15 protein-coding genes and 2 tRNA genes are annotated in these 16597 nt (G+C 62.1%); all 17 read right to left on the minus strand.

The features are described from left to right. Positions 1-163 precede the first annotated feature (163 nt). Positions 164-237, minus strand: a tRNA-Gly gene (locus JMJ97_RS03085). Positions 238-243: 6 nt separating this feature from the next. After that, positions 244-320 (minus strand) — tRNA-Pro (locus tag JMJ97_RS03090). 91 nt (positions 321-411) lie between these two features. Next, positions 412-1770: a branched-chain amino acid transport system II carrier protein gene (gene brnQ, locus JMJ97_RS03095; protein ID WP_260699127.1), complete on the minus strand. Its 1359-nt coding sequence runs from the start codon at positions 1768-1770 to the stop codon at positions 412-414. Positions 1771-1847: 77 nt separating this feature from the next. After that, on the minus strand, positions 1848-2987 hold the full coding sequence (locus JMJ97_RS03100) for an aminotransferase class V-fold PLP-dependent enzyme (RefSeq protein ID WP_260699128.1): 1140 nt from the start codon (positions 2985-2987) through the stop codon (positions 1848-1850). After that, positions 2984-3235 carry a putative Se/S carrier protein gene (locus JMJ97_RS03105; RefSeq protein WP_117746402.1) on the minus strand — a complete coding sequence of 84 codons (252 nt, stop codon included), beginning with the start codon at positions 3233-3235 and terminating at the stop codon, positions 2984-2986. The genes JMJ97_RS03100 and JMJ97_RS03105 overlap by 4 nt, the downstream gene beginning before the upstream one ends. Before the next feature lie 19 nt (positions 3236-3254). Then, positions 3255-3881 (minus strand): sulfurtransferase-like selenium metabolism protein YedF, encoded by a 627-nt coding sequence (gene yedF, locus JMJ97_RS03110; protein WP_260699129.1) that lies wholly within the window; start codon positions 3879-3881, stop codon positions 3255-3257. 58 nt (positions 3882-3939) lie between these two features. Continuing rightward, positions 3940-4989: a selenide, water dikinase SelD gene (gene selD, locus JMJ97_RS03115; protein WP_260699130.1), complete on the minus strand. Its 1050-nt coding sequence runs from the start codon at positions 4987-4989 to the stop codon at positions 3940-3942. After that, a complete protein-coding gene (locus JMJ97_RS03120; RefSeq protein ID WP_260699131.1) occupies positions 4982-6199 on the minus strand; it encodes a glycosyltransferase family 4 protein in 1218 nt (405 codons plus the stop codon). Before JMJ97_RS03120 ends, selD begins: the two co-directional genes overlap by 8 nt. Before the next feature lie 14 nt (positions 6200-6213). Continuing rightward, positions 6214-6978, minus strand: a complete 765-nt coding sequence (locus JMJ97_RS03125) for an acyl-CoA dehydratase activase (protein WP_260699132.1) — start codon at positions 6976-6978, stop codon at positions 6214-6216. Positions 6979-7133: 155 nt separating this feature from the next. Further along, on the minus strand, positions 7134-8297 hold the full coding sequence (locus JMJ97_RS03130; protein WP_260699133.1) for a double-cubane-cluster-containing anaerobic reductase: 1164 nt from the start codon (positions 8295-8297) through the stop codon (positions 7134-7136). Between the two features lie 76 nt (positions 8298-8373). Further along, positions 8374-9159, minus strand: a complete 786-nt coding sequence (locus JMJ97_RS03135; protein WP_260699134.1) for an ATP-binding cassette domain-containing protein — start codon at positions 9157-9159, stop codon at positions 8374-8376. After that, a complete protein-coding gene (locus JMJ97_RS03140) occupies positions 9149-10144 on the minus strand; it encodes an ABC transporter ATP-binding protein (protein ID WP_260699135.1) in 996 nt (331 codons plus the stop codon). Before JMJ97_RS03140 ends, JMJ97_RS03135 begins: the two co-directional genes overlap by 11 nt. A gap of 3 nt (positions 10145-10147) precedes the next feature. Beyond that, positions 10148-10975, minus strand: a complete 828-nt coding sequence (locus JMJ97_RS03145) for an ABC transporter permease (protein WP_260699136.1) — start codon at positions 10973-10975, stop codon at positions 10148-10150. Next, on the minus strand, positions 10975-11928 hold the full coding sequence (locus JMJ97_RS03150) for an ABC transporter permease (protein ID WP_260699137.1): 954 nt from the start codon (positions 11926-11928) through the stop codon (positions 10975-10977). Before JMJ97_RS03150 ends, JMJ97_RS03145 begins: the two co-directional genes overlap by 1 nt. Positions 11929-12016: 88 nt before the next feature. Next, positions 12017-13627 carry an ABC transporter substrate-binding protein gene (locus tag JMJ97_RS03155; RefSeq protein WP_260699138.1) on the minus strand — a complete coding sequence of 537 codons (1611 nt, stop codon included), beginning with the start codon at positions 13625-13627 and terminating at the stop codon, positions 12017-12019. A 184-nt stretch (positions 13628-13811) separates the two neighbouring features. After that, the gene (locus JMJ97_RS03160; RefSeq protein WP_260699139.1) at positions 13812-15095 is read right to left on the minus strand and encodes a double-cubane-cluster-containing anaerobic reductase; all 1284 of its coding nucleotides are present in this window, start codon (positions 15093-15095) and stop codon (positions 13812-13814) included. A gap of 429 nt (positions 15096-15524) precedes the next feature. Then, positions 15525-16595, minus strand: a complete 1071-nt coding sequence (locus tag JMJ97_RS03165) for a sulfate/molybdate ABC transporter ATP-binding protein (RefSeq protein WP_260699140.1) — start codon at positions 16593-16595, stop codon at positions 15525-15527. Positions 16596-16597 lie beyond the last annotated feature (2 nt).

The raw sequence follows: 16597 nt of genomic DNA on the forward strand, positions 1-16597 counted from the left end.
CATGCGAACCTCCAGTCCGGACCGCCCCACGGTCCAACTTTCTGTCCGCACCCCCATCCAGGAACTATTTCACCGCAACTTAGGAGGGAATGTGGGGTCCCCGGCATGTATATGAAAACGGCTCTGATTCCCAGAAGGAAACAAAGCCGTTAAAACTATCCTATGGAGCGGGCGACGGGAATCGAACCCGCGTCATCAGCTTGGAAGGCTGGGGTTCTACCATTGAACTACGCCCGCAAGATATGGTCGGGACGACAGGATTTGAACCTGCGACATCCTGCTCCCAAAGCAGGCGCGCTACCAAACTGCGCCACGTCCCGAAGGTGTTGAGCAGCTAAGGTCTAAACCTTGCGTGTCCCAAAGCGAAGGAAATTATAGGGGAGACTCCCCGCCTGTGCAAGCATTGATGCCTTAGCTCCTCGAATGTGCAACAAAACGACTATGAAGCAGGCCGATCACAAAGGCAACCACGGCAACCGGCGCCCACGCGGCACCGATATCCGCCAGCGGCAGCGCGTCGAACGGCAGCCACGCGCCCGCAAAGAACGCATCGCGGACCGAGGTAATCACGCTCTGCACCGCGACGACGCCGCCGACCCACACCCACACTTGCGGATGCGCGTCGCAAAAACCGTGCACCAGGCCCATCAGTACCAGCACGATGGCGACGGGATACAAGGCGTTGAGCATGGGCACCGAGAACATAAGGATCACATCGAGGCCCACGTTGGAAAGCACGCACGAAAACGCCGCGAACACAAAGGCGAGAACCGCAAAGGGACGGCGCATGGCCTCCTCGGAGGCCTCCGCTCCGCCTTTAACCACATACGTCTCGCAGAAGTAACGCGAGCAGCAGCTGATGAGGCCGATGCACACGTTCATGCAGGCAAGGAAAAAGATTGCAAAGACCACGACCGTGCCGACAAGGCCAAAGTGCATAGACGCCGAACGGGCGAGGATGGCAGCACCGTTAGTGGCATCGGGCATCACGGCGCTGAGCTGCGTGCCGGCAAGCGCCAGGCCGCAGTAGATGACGGCCATGAGCACGCCGGCGATCACACCGGAACGCGAAATCTCGAAGGCTACGCGATTGTCATCGGTAACACCCAGCTCGTGGATGGTCTCGGCGATGATAATGCCAAAGGCGAGCGACGCGAGCAGGTCCATGGTCTGATAGCCGGTCAAAAAGCCCTGCACGGCGGCACCGGCATTGTAGGGAGCCTGCGGCGCGGCAGCGGGACCCAGCGGCGAGATCACGGCGGCACCCACGACTAGTACGATGAGCGCAATGAGCGCGGGGCCCGTAATGCGACCGAGTACGCGCGTGATGACGCCCGGACGCAGCGTAAGCGCAAACGCGACGACAAAGAAGCCAACGGCAAACACCAGGCGAGCCGTGCCAAGCGAGACGCCCTCGGGCAGCAGCGGCACCAACATCTCAAAGGCCGTGGAGCTCGTGCGCGGAATAGCCAGACACGGGCCGATGGCCAGATACACCGCCGCGACAAAGAACTCACCAAACTTGGGGTGCACGCGGCCGGCAAGCTCGCGCGCCGTTCCAGCAAGCGCCACAGCGATAAAGCCCATGACGGGCAGGCCGATGGCGGCGATGAGAAAGCCGAGCATGGCGACCGGCATGGCAGAACCTGCCTGCAGCGCCAGCAGTGGCGGAATAATGAGGTTGCCGGCGCCAAAGAGCATCGAGAATAGGGCGATGCCGACGGTGACGACATGGTCGGAGCGCAGACCGCGCGGCGCGGATGAGGCCATGGACACACCTTTCGGGTCGAAACAAAAACGGGACGGGCAAAAACACCCGTCCCGCAAGTATATACGCTCTAGCAGCTTTAGCAGGCTAAATCGCACAGAGCATCGATAGCCGTGTCAACTTCTTCGGTCGTGTTGAAATACCCAAATGAGAAGCGGACGACGCCCTGGCGCTCGGTTCCCAGCGCACGGTGCATGAGCGGGGCGCAATGGGCGCCGGGGCGCGTCGCGATCCCCCACCCTTGCATGAGCGCATCCGAGATCTCGGCAGAGTCGATATCGCCCACGTTGAGCGACACAATCGCAGAGCGCGTCGGCTGGTCAAAGACACCATAGAGCTTAATCCCCGGAATCTCGCGCACACCGGCAAGGAAGCGATCAGCGAGCGTACGCTCGTGGGCAGCAATCGCCTCGACCCCACCCTGGGCCTCGATAAAGTCGAGACCAGCGGAAAGGCCCGCGATGCCATGGCCGTTGAGCGTACCGGCCTCCAGGCGCGTGGGCCACTCCAGTGGCTGCAGCTCATCGAAGCTGTGTACACCGGTGCCGCCCATGGCCCACGGAGCCACGTCAATGCCCTCCGCCACGGCCAGGCCGCCGGTCCCCTGCGGACCCATGAGCCCCTTGTGGCCGGTAAAGCACACGACGTCGAGCCCCATAGCATCCATGTCAATCTTCGCCGTACCGGCAGACTGCGAGGCGTCAACGATCACCAGCGCACCGGCCGCATGGGCCATAGCCGCCACGCGCGCAATGTCGACCGCGTTACCGGTCACATTGGAGGCGTGCGTCACCACCACAGCACGCGTGCCAGGCGTGACCAGCCGCTCGAGCTCGTCGTAGTCGAGCACGCCGCTCGCATCGCAACCCGCATGCTCAACCGTCACACCCTGCTCCGTCGCCAAGCGGTTGAGCGGACGTAGCACCGAGTTGTGCTCAAGCACCGTCGTGACCACGCGATCGCCGGGGCGCACCACGCCATTGATGACGGTGTTGAGCGCCGCCGTGGAGTTGGGCGTAAAGCACACATGGTCCGCCCTCGGGCAACCCAAAAGGCGCGCGAGCTTGGCACGGCAGCCATGAATCGTACGAGCGGCATCGAGGGCACCCGACGTGGCGCCGCGCCCGGCATTGCCGAGCGAACACATCGCCTGCGTCACGGCATCGATGACCGTCTGCGGCTTGTGCATGGTCGTCGCCGCGTTATCTAGGTAGATCATCGCACGACCTCCCACATATCGATCACGGTATAGCCCTCGGTAGGAACGCCCGCCGCGGTAAGCTCGCTGCGCAGCAGCTCCTCATCGGCAGGCAACGCCTTCCACGCCAGACCGCAGCCGGCAGCGACCTCCCCGGGCACGGGAATCGTTCGCCCGGGAAGGCCGCGCTCGATGCATAAGGTCTCGCACCCCATGGCGGCCGCCGTGGTAGGAAACGTGATAACAAGCGCCGGGCGCTTCTCCCTCATGGCACCTCCAACCAATACGCTACGGGCGCACGACGCGCACGGCCTGCTCCATCTTCTCCACGATCACGTACATGTTGGTGACCTCGCCCACCGCAAGCTGGTCTTTAATGCCATAGTGGTCCAGGCAGGTACCACAGGTGAGAATCTCGACGCCCTGCTCGGCCAGACCCTTCAGGTCATCGAGCACCGGCGAGCCCTCGACGGTGAGCTTGGCGCCGCCGTTGTAAAACAGCATGGTCGCGGGCAGCTCCTCCTGCTGCGTCACAGCAAAAATAAACGCCTTCATGAGCTTGTGGCCCAGCTCGTCGTCTCCGCGGCCCATGCAGTCGGTGTAGACGGAAATGACGAGCTTGCCCTTGCCGGCGCTGGCGTCGCAGAAAGCAGCGCCGTCCTGCTCGGGGTCCGCAACGGCCACGGCACCGGCGGTCGAGACGGTCACGTGCCACTCGGCGTCAGAAACCTTCTCGACCGAGGCCGTGCAGCCCTTCTCCTGCGCCATCTTGGAGATGTTCTTGACTGCGGTCTCGTTATCGACCGAGGTCACGACGGCGCCCTCGCCATCGAGCTGCTTCAGGGCTTTGAGCGTCTTGACGACGGGCAGCGGGCAGGCATCGCCCATGGCATTGACTTCAATTTTGGTAGACATAGCAAATTCCTTTCGAATAAATCGTTTTAGAACGGTACAGAGTTCAATAAACGTGTCGTTAACGGACAATGCGAACGGCAGGACCGCCCGGCACCGCCTCGCACACGCGCCCGACAACGGCCGCGATGCACCCCTCGGCATCCAGGCGACGCGCAAGCTCATCTACATCCGCCGCGGGCGCCGCGATGAGCAAACCACCCGAGGTCTGCGGATCGTACAGCGCATCCAACAGGCCCGGCTCCAGGTCCTCGTCGGCAGCCGCACGCGGGCCAAAGAAGTCCTGGTTGCGGTAGGAGCCCGCAGGGATAATGCCCAGACGCGCCATGTCGAGCACCTGGTCAAAGAGCGGCACCGCCCCCGACGCGAGCTCGATTTGCACGCCCGAGCCCTCGGCCATCTCGCACGCGTGCCCGATCAGACCAAAGCCCGTAATGTCGGTGCAGCCATGAAGTTCGAGCCCCTCGGCCAAACGGATCGGGGCCTCGTTGAGGGTGCGCATCGAGTCAAACATTGCTGCGGCCTCGTCCTGCTCGATGAGCTCGCCCTTAATGGCCGTGGTAATGATGCCCGATCCGATCGCCTTGGTCAGCAGTAACGCATCGCCCACGCGTGCGCCGCTGTTGGCGAGCATACGGTCAAGCGCGACAAAACCGCTCACGGACAGGCCGTACTTGGGCTCGTCGTCGTTGATGGTGTGGCCGCCCGCGATGGAGCAACCGGCCTCGACGCACTTGTCGGCGCCGCCCGCCAGAATTTCGCCGGCAACCTCAACGCCCAAGCAACTGGGAATGCACAGCAGGTTCATGGCATAGCTCGGCCGCCCGCCCATGGCGTAGATGTCCGACAGTGAGTTTGCCGCGGCGATCTGGCCAAACAGAAACGGGTCGTCGACCATCGGTGGGAAGAAGTCGATGGACTGCACGAGTCCCAGGTTCTCCCCTACGCGGAAGACGCTCGCATCGTCGGAGGTATCGAACCCCACGAGCAAGTTGTCGTTATGCACATTGGGTAAATCGCCCAGGACCTGGGCGAGGGCTCCGGGGGCCAACTTAGCGGCTCAACCGCTCGCGGCCGTCATGGACGTGAGCTTAATGGTGTCCTTAGCCATACGAACCCCCTTCCAACAAATCAATGACTTTAAGTATACGCCCCAGGCACGCTTCCCAAGAGACCGCCGACGACTCAAACGTCGAAGGCGGCGCCGTAAGCGCCTGCGCGATAGCATCTGCCAGTGCGCGCTCAAACAACGGAAGGTCGGCCGCCACGGGCGTGTCGACATCCGTCATACGCGGCGACGCCACCCACGTCACGGGAGCACCGGGAAGCATCGCCTCCATCCAGGGACGAACGCCGGGCAAATCGGTCGCCACAACTTTGCAGCCGCACGCGAGGGCCTCGATCGTCACGAGCGGCAGACCCTCGTAAAACGAAGGCAGCACAAAGACGTCGGAACTGCGATAGGCATGCACGAGCCCATCGCTATCCAGGCGCCCCGCCAGCGTCACCGGCACATCCGAGGCCGCGGCCAAGCGCTCGACACGCGCGTACTCGGCATCGTCCCCGCGACCGCCCACAAGCACCAAGCCAGATGGGGGGACGTCATCGTCAATCGGCAATGACACGGCTCGAACCAGCGACTCGACGCCCTTTTTAAAGCAAATCTTGCCCACGTACACAAGCGATCCCGGCTGCCTCGCCACACTTGCGTCGCGGCAGAAGACGTGATGGTCGTAGCCCGTCCCAATCACGTGGATGCGATCGGCATCGACGCCGCACACCAGGCCAATCTGCTCAGCCTGCTCAGCATGAAGCGCAAAGACGGCATCGAGCCGACGAACCGCACGTACGATGCGATCGCGCTCGAGCGCATGCGAACGCAGCTGGCGCAGGTCGGTCGAATGGCACACGGCAACAACCGGCACGCCCCGGACACACTCGCGCGCCAATGCGGTCACCAGATACAGGTGATGGCAGAGCACCAGATCGGGCCGAAACTCAGCCACCGCCCGATCGATTGCTGCAGCAAATGCCCGCTCAAATGCCTTGAGCATCGAAGGTGTCAGGTCACGATAGCGCGTGGAGGGATAGGGCATGACATCGGACATACCGCAGATGGGAAACGGCAGCTCGGGCGACTCGAACGGTACGGCAAACACGGCAGCACGCCGGTCCAGCTCGCCTTGGGTATCACCCGGTGCCGCGCCGCAAAGCACGGCGGCGCGATACCCCGTCTCGATCTGCTCGCGCACGAGCGCGGCAAGGTAGGTGCCGCTGCCGGTGCTATCTGGTTTTTGTGCCGAGATATTGAGGATGCGCATGTCGCGGTACACCCCTAGGCCAAGGCGGCGGCGCGGACAGCCGCGCCGATCGCTCCGGCAAAGCGAGCCTGGGGCGAGGTGGTCACCGGCGACCCCAGTAGCTCGCCTAACCGCTCCACCACGAAGGCGTTCTCACACAGGCCACCGGTCAGGTAGTACGGGGCGCCCACGGCCTGCCCGGCCATGGTCGCCACGCGCGAGACCACGCTGTCGATCACGCCACGCGCAATGTTCTCGCGCGGCTCGCCGCGACCGATCAGGCTGATAACCTCACTTTCGGCAAACACCGTGCACATGCTGCTGATCTTGGTGGGCTCGCCGGAACGCGCCAGGTCGGCCATCTGCTGCTGGGAAATGCCTAGGCGGTCGGCCATGATCTCCAAAAAACGCCCCGTGCCGGCGGCGCACTTGTCGTTCATGGCAAACTTGGCCACGCGACCACCCTTAAGTTGGATGACCTTGGTGTCCTGGCCGCCCACGTCAATCACGGTCCCGTGATCGCCAAACAGGAGCACGGCACCGGTACCGTGGCAGGTGATCTCGGTCACGACCTTGTGCGCATAGGGCACGGCGACACGACCGTAGCCGGTCGCAACCACGCGCACGTCGTCGGCAGCCACGTCATAGCCGGCCGCTGCCAGCGCCTCGCGCAGCCGCTCGGAAGCATCGACCGAGGAAAACCCGGTTGGCTGCACGCACGTCCACGCCACCGAACCCTCCCCATCGACCACAGCAGCCTTAGCCGCCGTAGACCCGATATCGATCCCGATCCCTATCATGGCTCTCTCCCAATCTAAACATCAAAGGTAGCGGCGCGTTCAGGCGCCTTAGCTCTAGGTTTCTCAGGTGCCGGAGATTGCCCCGAAAGAGGAGCGCAGCGTACTTTGGGTACGCAAGCGACGGTTTGAGGAGCAAGATCCGGTGCCTGAGGAAGCTAGAGGGTTTCGATGAAGGCGGCGATGCGCGTCTCGATCTGGCCCATGTCGCCGTTGCTGTAGTCGGTCTCGATCTTCATATACGGAATACCTGCACCCTCGACAGCCTCCTGCATGCGTGCACTCTCCACGTTAAAGGTGTGGCAGGCCTGGAGCACGCTCTCCACTACGCCATCGACGTGATACTTCTCGCACATGGCCAGGGTGTTGTCCATACGGCCGTCGTTGGGCGTCATGACCGAGCAGTTGATGTCTAGGTAGCGGTCGGCGATGGCGCGCAGGATATCGGGCGCGTCCGGGTCGATCATCATGGCCGCCGTGCGCTCGCCCGAGCAGTCGTCCATGCACACGACCACGCCGCCGTTGGACTCGATGGTGCGACCTATCTTGTTGATCACACCGCCCACCGGGCAACCGGTGATCAGAATGCGCTTGGCATCCGCCGCAACCGGGCGCTCGCCCGCGTCGTAGGCCTCGCGCAGCTTGGCAACCTTTTGCTCCAGCTGCTGCGTATAGGCCTCGATATCAAAGCTGAACGTGCCGGCAAACATGGTGCTCATCAGGTCGACGCCGCTCATGGCCGCCGGCTGGTTGGCCTGCAGCGCAAACATCTCGAGCTGGGCAGCACGCAGGCGATTTCGACGACGGACGGCAGCGCGCAGGTCGTCGTCGGTAATCGTGATGCCGTAGAAGCCCTCAAGCTCTTCCTTGAGCAGGCGGCACTCCTCGTACCAGCCTTCACGCTCGTAGGCGCGATCACGACCCTGCGGAAGATGCAAAATGTGCGTGCGCTTGAGCTCGTTGAGTAGCTCGTACATCTTCTTCTTGCCGTCGCAGGTGGTCTCGCCGATGATCATGTCGCTAAAGTACGTAAACGGGCACTTTTGAGAATAGGCAAAACCGTATGTCGACTTGATGAGCGGGCACAGGTTTGCCGGCAGCACCTTCTCGGCCTCGGGAATCACCTCGTCGGATGTACCGCACAAGGCCACACTTGCAGCGCCCGCGGCATCGATAATCTCGAGCGGCGTATAGCTGCACAAAAAGCCGACCAGGCGATTACCCGCCTGTTTATAATCCTTGACGCGAATAAACGCCGCCTTGCGTTGCTCGTTGAACTCCTCAAACGTGCGCGGCAACGGCTGTTCCTCGATATCGGCCATAGTAGTTCCCCTCTCTTGCACCGATATACCGACAATTAAACAACAAACCCACGCCATACCCAAAAGGAAGCATCCTCTAGGGAATGGCGTCGATAAGCTCCTGCGTATACGGATCGCTCGGGTGCGCGATCACGTCCTCGGCCGCGCCTTCCTCGACAAGACGACCGTGGTAGAGCACGCCAATCCGGTCGGACATATGCCGAACCACACGCATATCATGCGTGATAAACAGCAGCGCTACACCCGTCGTGCGCTGCAGGTCGCGAAGCAAGTTGAGCACTTGGGCCTGAACGGACACGTCAAGCGCCGAGACCGGCTCGTCGCATACCACAAGGCGCGGCTCGCAAATAAGCGCCCGTGCCAGATTGAGTCGCTGACGCTGTCCTCCCGAAAGGTCATGCGGATAGCGGTCATAATGCTCTGCCAGAAGACCGACCGAGGTCAGGGCCGAGAGCGCGCGCCCATGGCGCTCATCCGCATCGCGCACGCCGGCGATAATCAGCGGCTCCTCCAAAATGCGGCCGACACGGTTGCGCGGGTCAAAAGCCGTAGAGCTATCCTGGAATACCAGCTGGATCTCGCGGCGAAACGGCTTGCGTTCGCGCTCCGACATCGTGGCGAGGTCGTGCCCGCGATAGACAATCGAGCCGGAATCCGCACGCTCGAGACCACAGATCAAGCGTCCAGTCGTCGACTTGCCCGATCCGGATTCGCCAACCAGGCCATAGACCTCGCCCGGCGCGATCTCAAACGACAGATCGTCCACGGCGGTAAAGACCTGACGCTTAAAACCTGAGCCCGGCATGGGATACGTTTTAGTCAGATGTGAGACCCTAAGCAGGGCTTCGCTATCAACAGCCATGGCACTCCCCTTTCTCGACAAGCCAGCATTTAGACCGGTCGCACGCATTCACGGCAACCAGCGGAGGCTCCTGTGCGCGGCAACGCTCGTCCGCCCGGGCGCAACGAGGCGCAAAGCGGCATCCACAGGGTATTGCCGTAAGCGGCGGCACTGTGCCCGGAATATCCGCCAACGTGTCAACTCGCTCGCCTTCGAGCGGCGGAATGCTCGCGATGAGCCCCTGGGCATACGGGTGGCTCGGGCGCTCCATAAGGCCGCAGGCGTCGATCTCTTCTACGATTTGGCCCAGATACATGACGTGCACGCGCGAGCAGATGCTCGTGACGACACCCAAATCATGGCTGATAAAAAGCACCGCCATGCCCTCGGAACTGTTGAGGTCGCGCAGAAGGTCCAAAATCTGTTTTTGAGTCGTCGTGTCGAGTGCCGTGGTGGGCTCGTCGGCGATAAGCAGTCGCGGATGACCGGCAAGCGCCATGGCAATCATCACGCGCTGGCGCATACCGCCGCTAAAATCGCCCGGATACATGTCGAAGCGAGCCGCGGCATCTCGAATTCCCACACGCTTCAACAGCGATAGAGCCTCGTTGCGGGCTTCGCGTCGGCTCACCTTACGGTGGGCCCTCACCGCCTCGATAACCTGCGCGCCCACCGTCATGACGGGGTTGAGTGAGGACAACGGGTCCTGGAAGATCATGGCAATATCGCAGCCGCGCACCTCGCGCATGCGCTTGAGCGGGCGCGCGAGCAGGTCCTCCCCGTCAAAGAGAATCTGACCGGTATAGGCCATCTTCTGTTCATGCTCCAATAGGCGCATGACACTCTGGGCAAACACCGACTTACCGCAGCCGGACTCGCCGACAACACCAACGATCTCGCCGGCATCGATATGTAGGTTGAGTTTGTTGACGGCTTCCAGCGCGTTGCCATCGCGGCCCACAAACGAGATGCAGAGGTCGCGCACGTCCAAAAGATGTTCGCTCATGGGCTAGTCCTCCTTGGTCTTGGGGTCGAGGGCGTCGCGCAGGCCGTCGCCGGCAAGGTTCAGCGAAAGCACGCTCGCGATGATGGCCGCTGCCGGGAAGAAGATCATCCACGGGGCTTTGCGCATCACGTTCTTGCCCGCCTGCAGGATGTTTCCCCAGCTGGCGTCGGGCGCCTTGATACCCAGGCCCAGAAACGAGAGGGCGGCCTCCGAGAGCACGGCCTCGGCAAAGACGAAGGTCGCCTGCACCAGGAAGGGCGCCATAACGTTGGGCACGATATGCAGCCACACGATGCGCGCGGTCGAGGCGCCCTGCACGCGCAGGGCCTCCACAAAGGGCTCCTCCTTGACCACCATCGCGCGCGAGCGCACGATGCGCGCCATGCTGGGCGTATAGACGATGGAGAGCGCGATGATGACGTTCCACACGCTCGCCCCCATCATCGCCATGAGCGCGATGGCCAGCAGCACGCCCGGAATGGACATAAGGCCGTCGCAGATGCGCATGAGAATATGATCGAGCCTCTCGTTGTAGCACGCATAGGCGCCGATCACCAAGCCGAGCACACTCGTCGCGAGCGTGACGGCAATGCCAACACCAAGCGACACGCGCGCGCCCGCGATGACGCGGGCAAGCAGGTCGCGGCCAAAGTCATCGCAGCCAAAGGGATGCGCGGGCGAAGGTGCCGAAAGTCGCAACGCCATCTCCTGCGCATTGGGATTAACCGTCCACACCAGCGGACCGACGAGCGCGATCAGCGCAATCGCCAGAAAAATGCAGCCGCCGACCACAAACCCCTTGTTGGCAAGAGCCTTCTTAAAGTTTGCCATCATGCATCGCCCCATTTGCGAGCGCGCGGGTCAAAAGCGCCGTAGGCAAGGTCGACGACCAGATTGATCACCGAATTCAACAAGGCGATGACCAGCAGCACACCCTGAATCACCGGATAGTCGCGACGCTCGATAGAGCTCGTGACCAGCTGGCCCAAACCGGGGATGTTAAAAATGGCCTCAGTCACCACGGCACCCGTAATCAGGGCGCCAAAAGAATAGCCGACCGAGGTGAGAATCGGCAGCGCTGCGTTGCGCAGGGCATGGGCCAGCACCACGCGAACCTCGGAGACGCCCTTGGCACGCGCCGTCTTGACGCAGTCGAGCTGCATGGCCTCGATCACGCTCGAACGGGTCATGCGCATGAGCAGGGCCGCCTGCACGCATCCAAGCGATATGGCCGGCAACGCAAGATAGCGTAAATGGCTGAACCAGCCCTTCGATAGCGGCGCATAGCCGGCCACCGGGAACACACGCAACGTGACGGCAAACAGCCACATAAGCATGAGCGCCATCAAAAAGCCGGGTATCGCCACGCCCAAAAGAGCAACGACTCGCAAGACAGCGTCGGTGCGAGACCCATGTTTGAGGGCAGCGACGACGCCGCAGGGCAGTGCAATCAACAGCGCGATGAGCTGTGCCAGAAGCGCGAGCGATAGCGTGGGGCCAAAGTGCTCGGCGATCGCCTGCGTGACGGGCTGGCGCATAAAATACGAATCGCCCAGGTCGCCGGTAAGCACGCCGCCCATCCACTCAACGTAGCGCTGCGGCAGCGGCTCGTTGAGTCCCAGGCTATCGTTGACGCGCTCGATCTGGTCGGCCGAAGCCTCCATGCCGAGCATCGAAGAAGCCGGGTCACCCGGTGTGAGATAGATAATCAAAAACACGACGACCGAGATGATGAGCATCACCGGAACCATCGCGCCTATACGTTTGAGCGTGTACTTCAACATGCGAGGCGTCTATTTCCCCTCTGAACGTGGACAGGGCGTGGCGGCCACAGGGGACCAGATCCCTCAAGCCGCCACGCCATCTATTGCATTACTCCGGACGCTTGGCATTCCAAACGATGGCGCCGTCGAGCACCTCGACGTCCTCGACGTCTGCCTGGGTGCCCGTGATGGAAGCGTAGTGGCAAAGCGGCTCGATGACGGCGATCTCATAGAGGCGCTCCTGAGCCTCGGCCCACTTCTTGGCCGCGGCGTCGGTGTCCTTGGCGGTGCGGGTCTCGGCCACGAGCTTGAGCGCCTTCTCGTCGGACAGGCCATAGAAGGCCTTGGAGACCGAGAGGGACTGGGCCGGGATGGGCTTGTAGTTGGTGGAGGCCACAAAGAGGTCCCACTGCTCGGGCTTGCCGGAGCGGATGTCCATAAAGGTCGCGAACTCGTAGCTGTCGACCTCGGCGGTGAAGCCGGCCTTCTCGAGCTGCTCCTGCAGCGCGACGGTGGCGTTGTACATATCCTTGTAATCGGGGGTGGTCAGCAGCTTGACCGTCTCACCGGCATAGGAGGTCTTGGCCAGAGCCTTCTTGGCGGCCTTGGCGTCGGCCTGGTTGAAGTACTTCTTGCCCGCGTCGGTCGCCCACTGAGTGTTCTCGGGGTTGCCAAGGTTGGGATCGATGTTGAAGAGCTCCTTCTCGCCATAGGCGGCAAGGGCGGCCGCCTCGCAGTCGATAGCCATGAGGGCGCACTTGCGGATCTCCTCGTCGGCGAAGATGCCCTCGTTCATGTTGAGGAAGGCGGTCAGAACGCCGGCGTTATGGGTGTAGAGCTTGACGTCGTCGTTGCCGTCGAAGTCGTGGTAGTTCTCGGTGGGGATCTCGCCAGCGATATCGTACTCGCCGGTCTCAAACCCGCTCACGCGCGTGGAGGCCTCGGTCACGAACTGATAGTAGATGTCCTTGGTGGGCGCGGAGACCTTGCCGGTGTAGCCCGAAGCCTTGCCGTGGGCGGCGACATAGTCCTCGTAGCGGGTGAGATGGACGTACTGGTCCTGCTTCCACTCCGCAAACTTGTAGGCACCGGTACCCACGTACTCGGTCACGCCGGAATCGCCCGCGGCCTCGATGACCTCGGAGGGGAAGATACCCGGATACTGGGAGTGGTTGCCCAGGATGATCAAGAAGTCGATGGCGGGCTCGGTCAGTGTGCAGGTGACCTCGTGGTCGCCCGAGGCGGCGAAGGTGGCACCGGGCAGCAGGCTCGCGGCGCGGTCGTTGACGGTGAGCCAGCGGTTCATCGAGGCCACGACGTCCTCGGAGCCAAACTCCTTGCCGTTGTGGAAGGTGACGCCCTCGCGCAGCTTGATGGTGTAAGTCAGGCCGTCGTCGGAGACCTCATAGCCCTTGGCCAGCACGGGCTGGGGCTCGTAGTCGCTATCGAGACCAAAGAGCGGCTCGACGACGTTGCAGATGATGTCCATGGTCACAAGCGACGACGTGGTGTGCGGATCGAGGCCGTCCGGGCTCGCCGGGAGCGCGATCTGCAGCTCGTCGCGATACTCCACATCCTGGCCGGAGGCAGCGGCGCTACCGCTCTCGGCGCCCGAACCGCCGCAGCCGGCGAGGCCGAGGCCCGCCATGGCGCACAGGGCAGCGGAGCCGGTCAGAAAACCGCGACGGGAGACGCCCGCCTTGAAAAGGTCGTTGTTCATTGAGTTCCTTTCGTGACTGAACAAACGGATAGAATCTGCCGGGACGGCGGAAATCCCCGCCCCGGCAGCTATGCGAAGCCGGTCGGCACCCTGCGGTGCATCCGGACACCGGCCGGCATGGCAACAGAGAAATCCCTATCGCGCGGATAGGAACACCCGGCGGCACAGCTTAGCGCAGGTGCGGCTAAATCGTCTCGAGGAAGGCCTCGATGCGGGTCTGGAGCTGACCGGCGTCCTCACCGGCGTAGTCGGTCGTGATGTGCATAAACGGAATGCCGGCCTCCTCGGCGGCCTTCTCCACGGCAAACGACTCCATCTCGTAGAGCGTGCAGAACTGCAAGGCCACGTCGACGATACCGTCGGCATGCAGGTCCTTGGCCATCTGGACAATGTCCTTCATACGCTGATTGTTGGGCGTAAAGACGGCGCAGTTGATCTTAAAGTAGCGCTCGGCGATGGCGTCGAGCATCTCGTCGACCGTCTCGCCGGACTCGTCGACCAGGTCCTTGTAGTAGCGCGAGCCCGTGCAGGACTCCTCGCCTACCACAACGCCGCCGGCCTTCTCGATAAGGTTGAACAGCTTCCAGTTGGGCACGGCCATGGGCGTACCGGTGTACAGGATGCGCTTGGTCCCCTTGGGTGCCACGCCCTCGCCGGCCTCGACACGCTGCTCGCACTCAGCCGCCATATCGTTGATGGCTCCGGTCAGACGCGGTGTGTCGTCCATAAAGGCGGCCTGAACGGTCAGCAGGCTGTCGAGACCGCTGATGGGCGCAGGGTCGGCAGCGCGGGTCGCAGCGAGGCGCTGCAGGGCGCGGCGCTTCTCATTGACGGCGTGGATGGCAGCCTTCAGGCCCTCGGGCGTAATCTTGACGCCGCACTCGTCCTCGATCTTGGCGGCGAGCTTCTTGACCTCGGCCTTCCAGGTCACGAGCGTCGACTCGTCGTGCACGTTGGGAATATCCATGACGTACATGTTCTTTTGCGTGGCAAAGAACTCGTAGGCTTTCTTCTTACCGTCGCAGGTGTTCTCGCCTACCACCAGGTCACTCGACTCAATGTAGGGGCAGACCTCGCCCAGCTTAAAGCCGGCAAAGCTCTTGATAAGCGGGCAGGTGTTGCGCGGCAGGTGCTCCTCGACCTTATCGGTTGCCCAATCGGCACCCGAGCACAGGCCCACGGGAATGCCGTCACAGGCAAGCACGATCTCCTCGGGCACGTACACGCAGAACGAGCCGACGATCTTGGTGGCCTCGCCGGCCTCCTTCTTGTCGAGCATCTCCTTAATACGGCCGCTATGGATGTTGGTGGCCACAAAGTCCAGGTAGGACGTGGACTTGGGGCGATTGTGCTGCATCAGAAACATATCGCCGTACATCTGACCCACGGCGCCCAGCAGCATGTCGTGGTCGGCAAGATTCATGCCGAGGCTCTCCCACATCGAATGGAAATCGAATTCTTCAGCCATGACGGTTCCCCTCTCGAACCAAAATTGAATAGCTACGGTATTGCTGCACGGTGGGTGGCGAAAACCCAGCCGCGCCTAAACCCGGAATTTTAGGGAACCTGCTTTGCGGTCGATTATTTAATTGTTCGTCGTCTCTCCCGGAGCCGTGAACATACCTGCTCATATGCGACTCCGAGCTATATATAGGGCACGCGCGGCAACGCGGCGAATGTATGTCGTCTGCGGCATGTGCGCACCCTCCTTTACAAGTTAAGGTCAACTATATCAACGGTCATCGTCCAGACGAACACCGTTGACATTCGTACGACAGCGTCGTGCGTCGTCGTTTAATAAAAAATTATCTTGATTGGTAAGAGTTTGTCGTCCCTCATTCGGCGAGCGGCAAGACAAAGCCGCCGAGGCTTATATCCCCGACGGCATTACCCGGCGCTATCGACAAACCAAATGGATCCTGCTGGCATCAAAATGCATGCGCAGCGTCTCGCCTGCTTGCGGCAGCGCGTCGACAGGCATGCCCACCTTGTTGACCTTCCACTGCAGACGCGTGGGCGCATCGACGCGCGGCACGTCCAGCAACACCAGCCGCTCAAAGCGCGAATCACTCACGCGGGCCACGTGCAAGTCATAGCTGTTGCGGCCCCGCTCAGCGCGATTGTCAACATGGAAGTAGCTTGCGCGAATGCCCAGGTATGCCACGTCATCGGGAACCTCGCGGCCCACGTTGAAGGTCATGCCCCAGTCGAGGGCCTCAACTTCTTCGTCGCCGATCTTGCGCGCCCGGCTTGTGTTCTTGCAGCCCGTCAGGCGCAGCGCCGCCAGCGTCTGCGGGCGGCGAACCACGTCCTCGACGGAGCCGATCTCCTCCACATGCCCGTCGTGCATCACGCAGATTCGCTGGCACAGGCGGCACGCTTCGTCGATGTCGTGGCTCACGTAGAGTACGGTGCGGTTGCACACATCGAACAGGTCGAGCATGTTCTGCTCGAGGGCGCTCTTAAGATAGGAATCGAGTGCGCTCATGGGCTCGTCGAACATAAAAATGCCCGGATGCGCCGCCACCATGCGGGCAAGCGCCACGCGCTGCTGCTGCCCGCCCGAGAGTCGTGCGGGATAGCGGTCGGCAAAATCGGCCAGACCGAAAATGCTCAGATAGCGCTCGGCGAGCTTTTTGCGCGCGGCGGCGTCACCCGCGTCCTTTACACCGGCGCATACGTTATCGGCCACTGTCATGTTAGGGAACAGCTGATAGTTTTGGAACAGCAGAGCGCATTTGCGCGCCTGGGGCGACAGGTTGATGCCCGCCGCCGAGTCAAAAAAGGTCACGCCGTTGACGACAATCTTGCCCTCGTCGGGCGTCTCCACACCGGCGATGCAGCGCAGCGTACAGCTCTTGCCGCAACCCGAGGCGCCCAGCAGGGCCACGCGCTCCTCGCCGGCCTCAAGCTGCATGTCGAGCACAAACCCGGGATAGCGCTTTTTGATATCCAAAACGAGCGACATGG

Origin of the sequence: Collinsella aerofaciens, from assembly GCF_025289055.1 — a bacterium.
Classification (GTDB): Bacteria; Actinomycetota; Coriobacteriia; order Coriobacteriales; family Coriobacteriaceae; genus Collinsella.

What these genes read in the sequence shown, in the direction of transcription:
- JMJ97_RS03125 (WP_260699132.1), bottom strand. Translation starts at nt 6,978, where the DNA reads ATGATAGGGATCGGGATCGATATCGGGTCTACGGCGGCTAAGGCTGCT.
- JMJ97_RS03155 (WP_260699138.1), bottom strand. Translation starts at nt 13,627, where the DNA reads ATGAACAACGACCTTTTCAAGGCGGGCGTCTCCCGTCGCGGTTTTCTG.
- JMJ97_RS03140 (WP_260699135.1), bottom strand. Translation starts at nt 10,144, where the DNA reads ATGAGCGAACATCTTTTGGACGTGCGCGACCTCTGCATCTCGTTTGTG.
- brnQ (WP_260699127.1), bottom strand. Translation starts at nt 1,770, where the DNA reads ATGGCCTCATCCGCGCCGCGCGGTCTGCGCTCCGACCATGTCGTCACC.
- JMJ97_RS03145 (WP_260699136.1), bottom strand. Translation starts at nt 10,975, where the DNA reads ATGGCAAACTTTAAGAAGGCTCTTGCCAACAAGGGGTTTGTGGTCGGC.
- JMJ97_RS03130 (WP_260699133.1), bottom strand. Translation starts at nt 8,297, where the DNA reads ATGGCCGATATCGAGGAACAGCCGTTGCCGCGCACGTTTGAGGAGTTC.
- JMJ97_RS03105 (WP_117746402.1), bottom strand. Translation starts at nt 3,235, where the DNA reads ATGAGGGAGAAGCGCCCGGCGCTTGTTATCACGTTTCCTACCACGGCG.
- JMJ97_RS03135 (WP_260699134.1), bottom strand. Translation starts at nt 9,159, where the DNA reads ATGGCTGTTGATAGCGAAGCCCTGCTTAGGGTCTCACATCTGACTAAA.
- yedF (WP_260699129.1), bottom strand. Translation starts at nt 3,881, where the DNA reads ATGTCTACCAAAATTGAAGTCAATGCCATGGGCGATGCCTGCCCGCTG.
- JMJ97_RS03160 (WP_260699139.1), bottom strand. Translation starts at nt 15,095, where the DNA reads ATGGCTGAAGAATTCGATTTCCATTCGATGTGGGAGAGCCTCGGCATG.
- JMJ97_RS03120 (WP_260699131.1), bottom strand. Translation starts at nt 6,199, where the DNA reads ATGCGCATCCTCAATATCTCGGCACAAAAACCAGATAGCACCGGCAGC.
- JMJ97_RS03165 (WP_260699140.1), bottom strand. Translation starts at nt 16,595, where the DNA reads ATGTCGCTCGTTTTGGATATCAAAAAGCGCTATCCCGGGTTTGTGCTC.
- JMJ97_RS03100 (WP_260699128.1), bottom strand. Translation starts at nt 2,987, where the DNA reads ATGATCTACCTAGATAACGCGGCGACGACCATGCACAAGCCGCAGACG.
- JMJ97_RS03150 (WP_260699137.1), bottom strand. Translation starts at nt 11,928, where the DNA reads ATGTTGAAGTACACGCTCAAACGTATAGGCGCGATGGTTCCGGTGATG.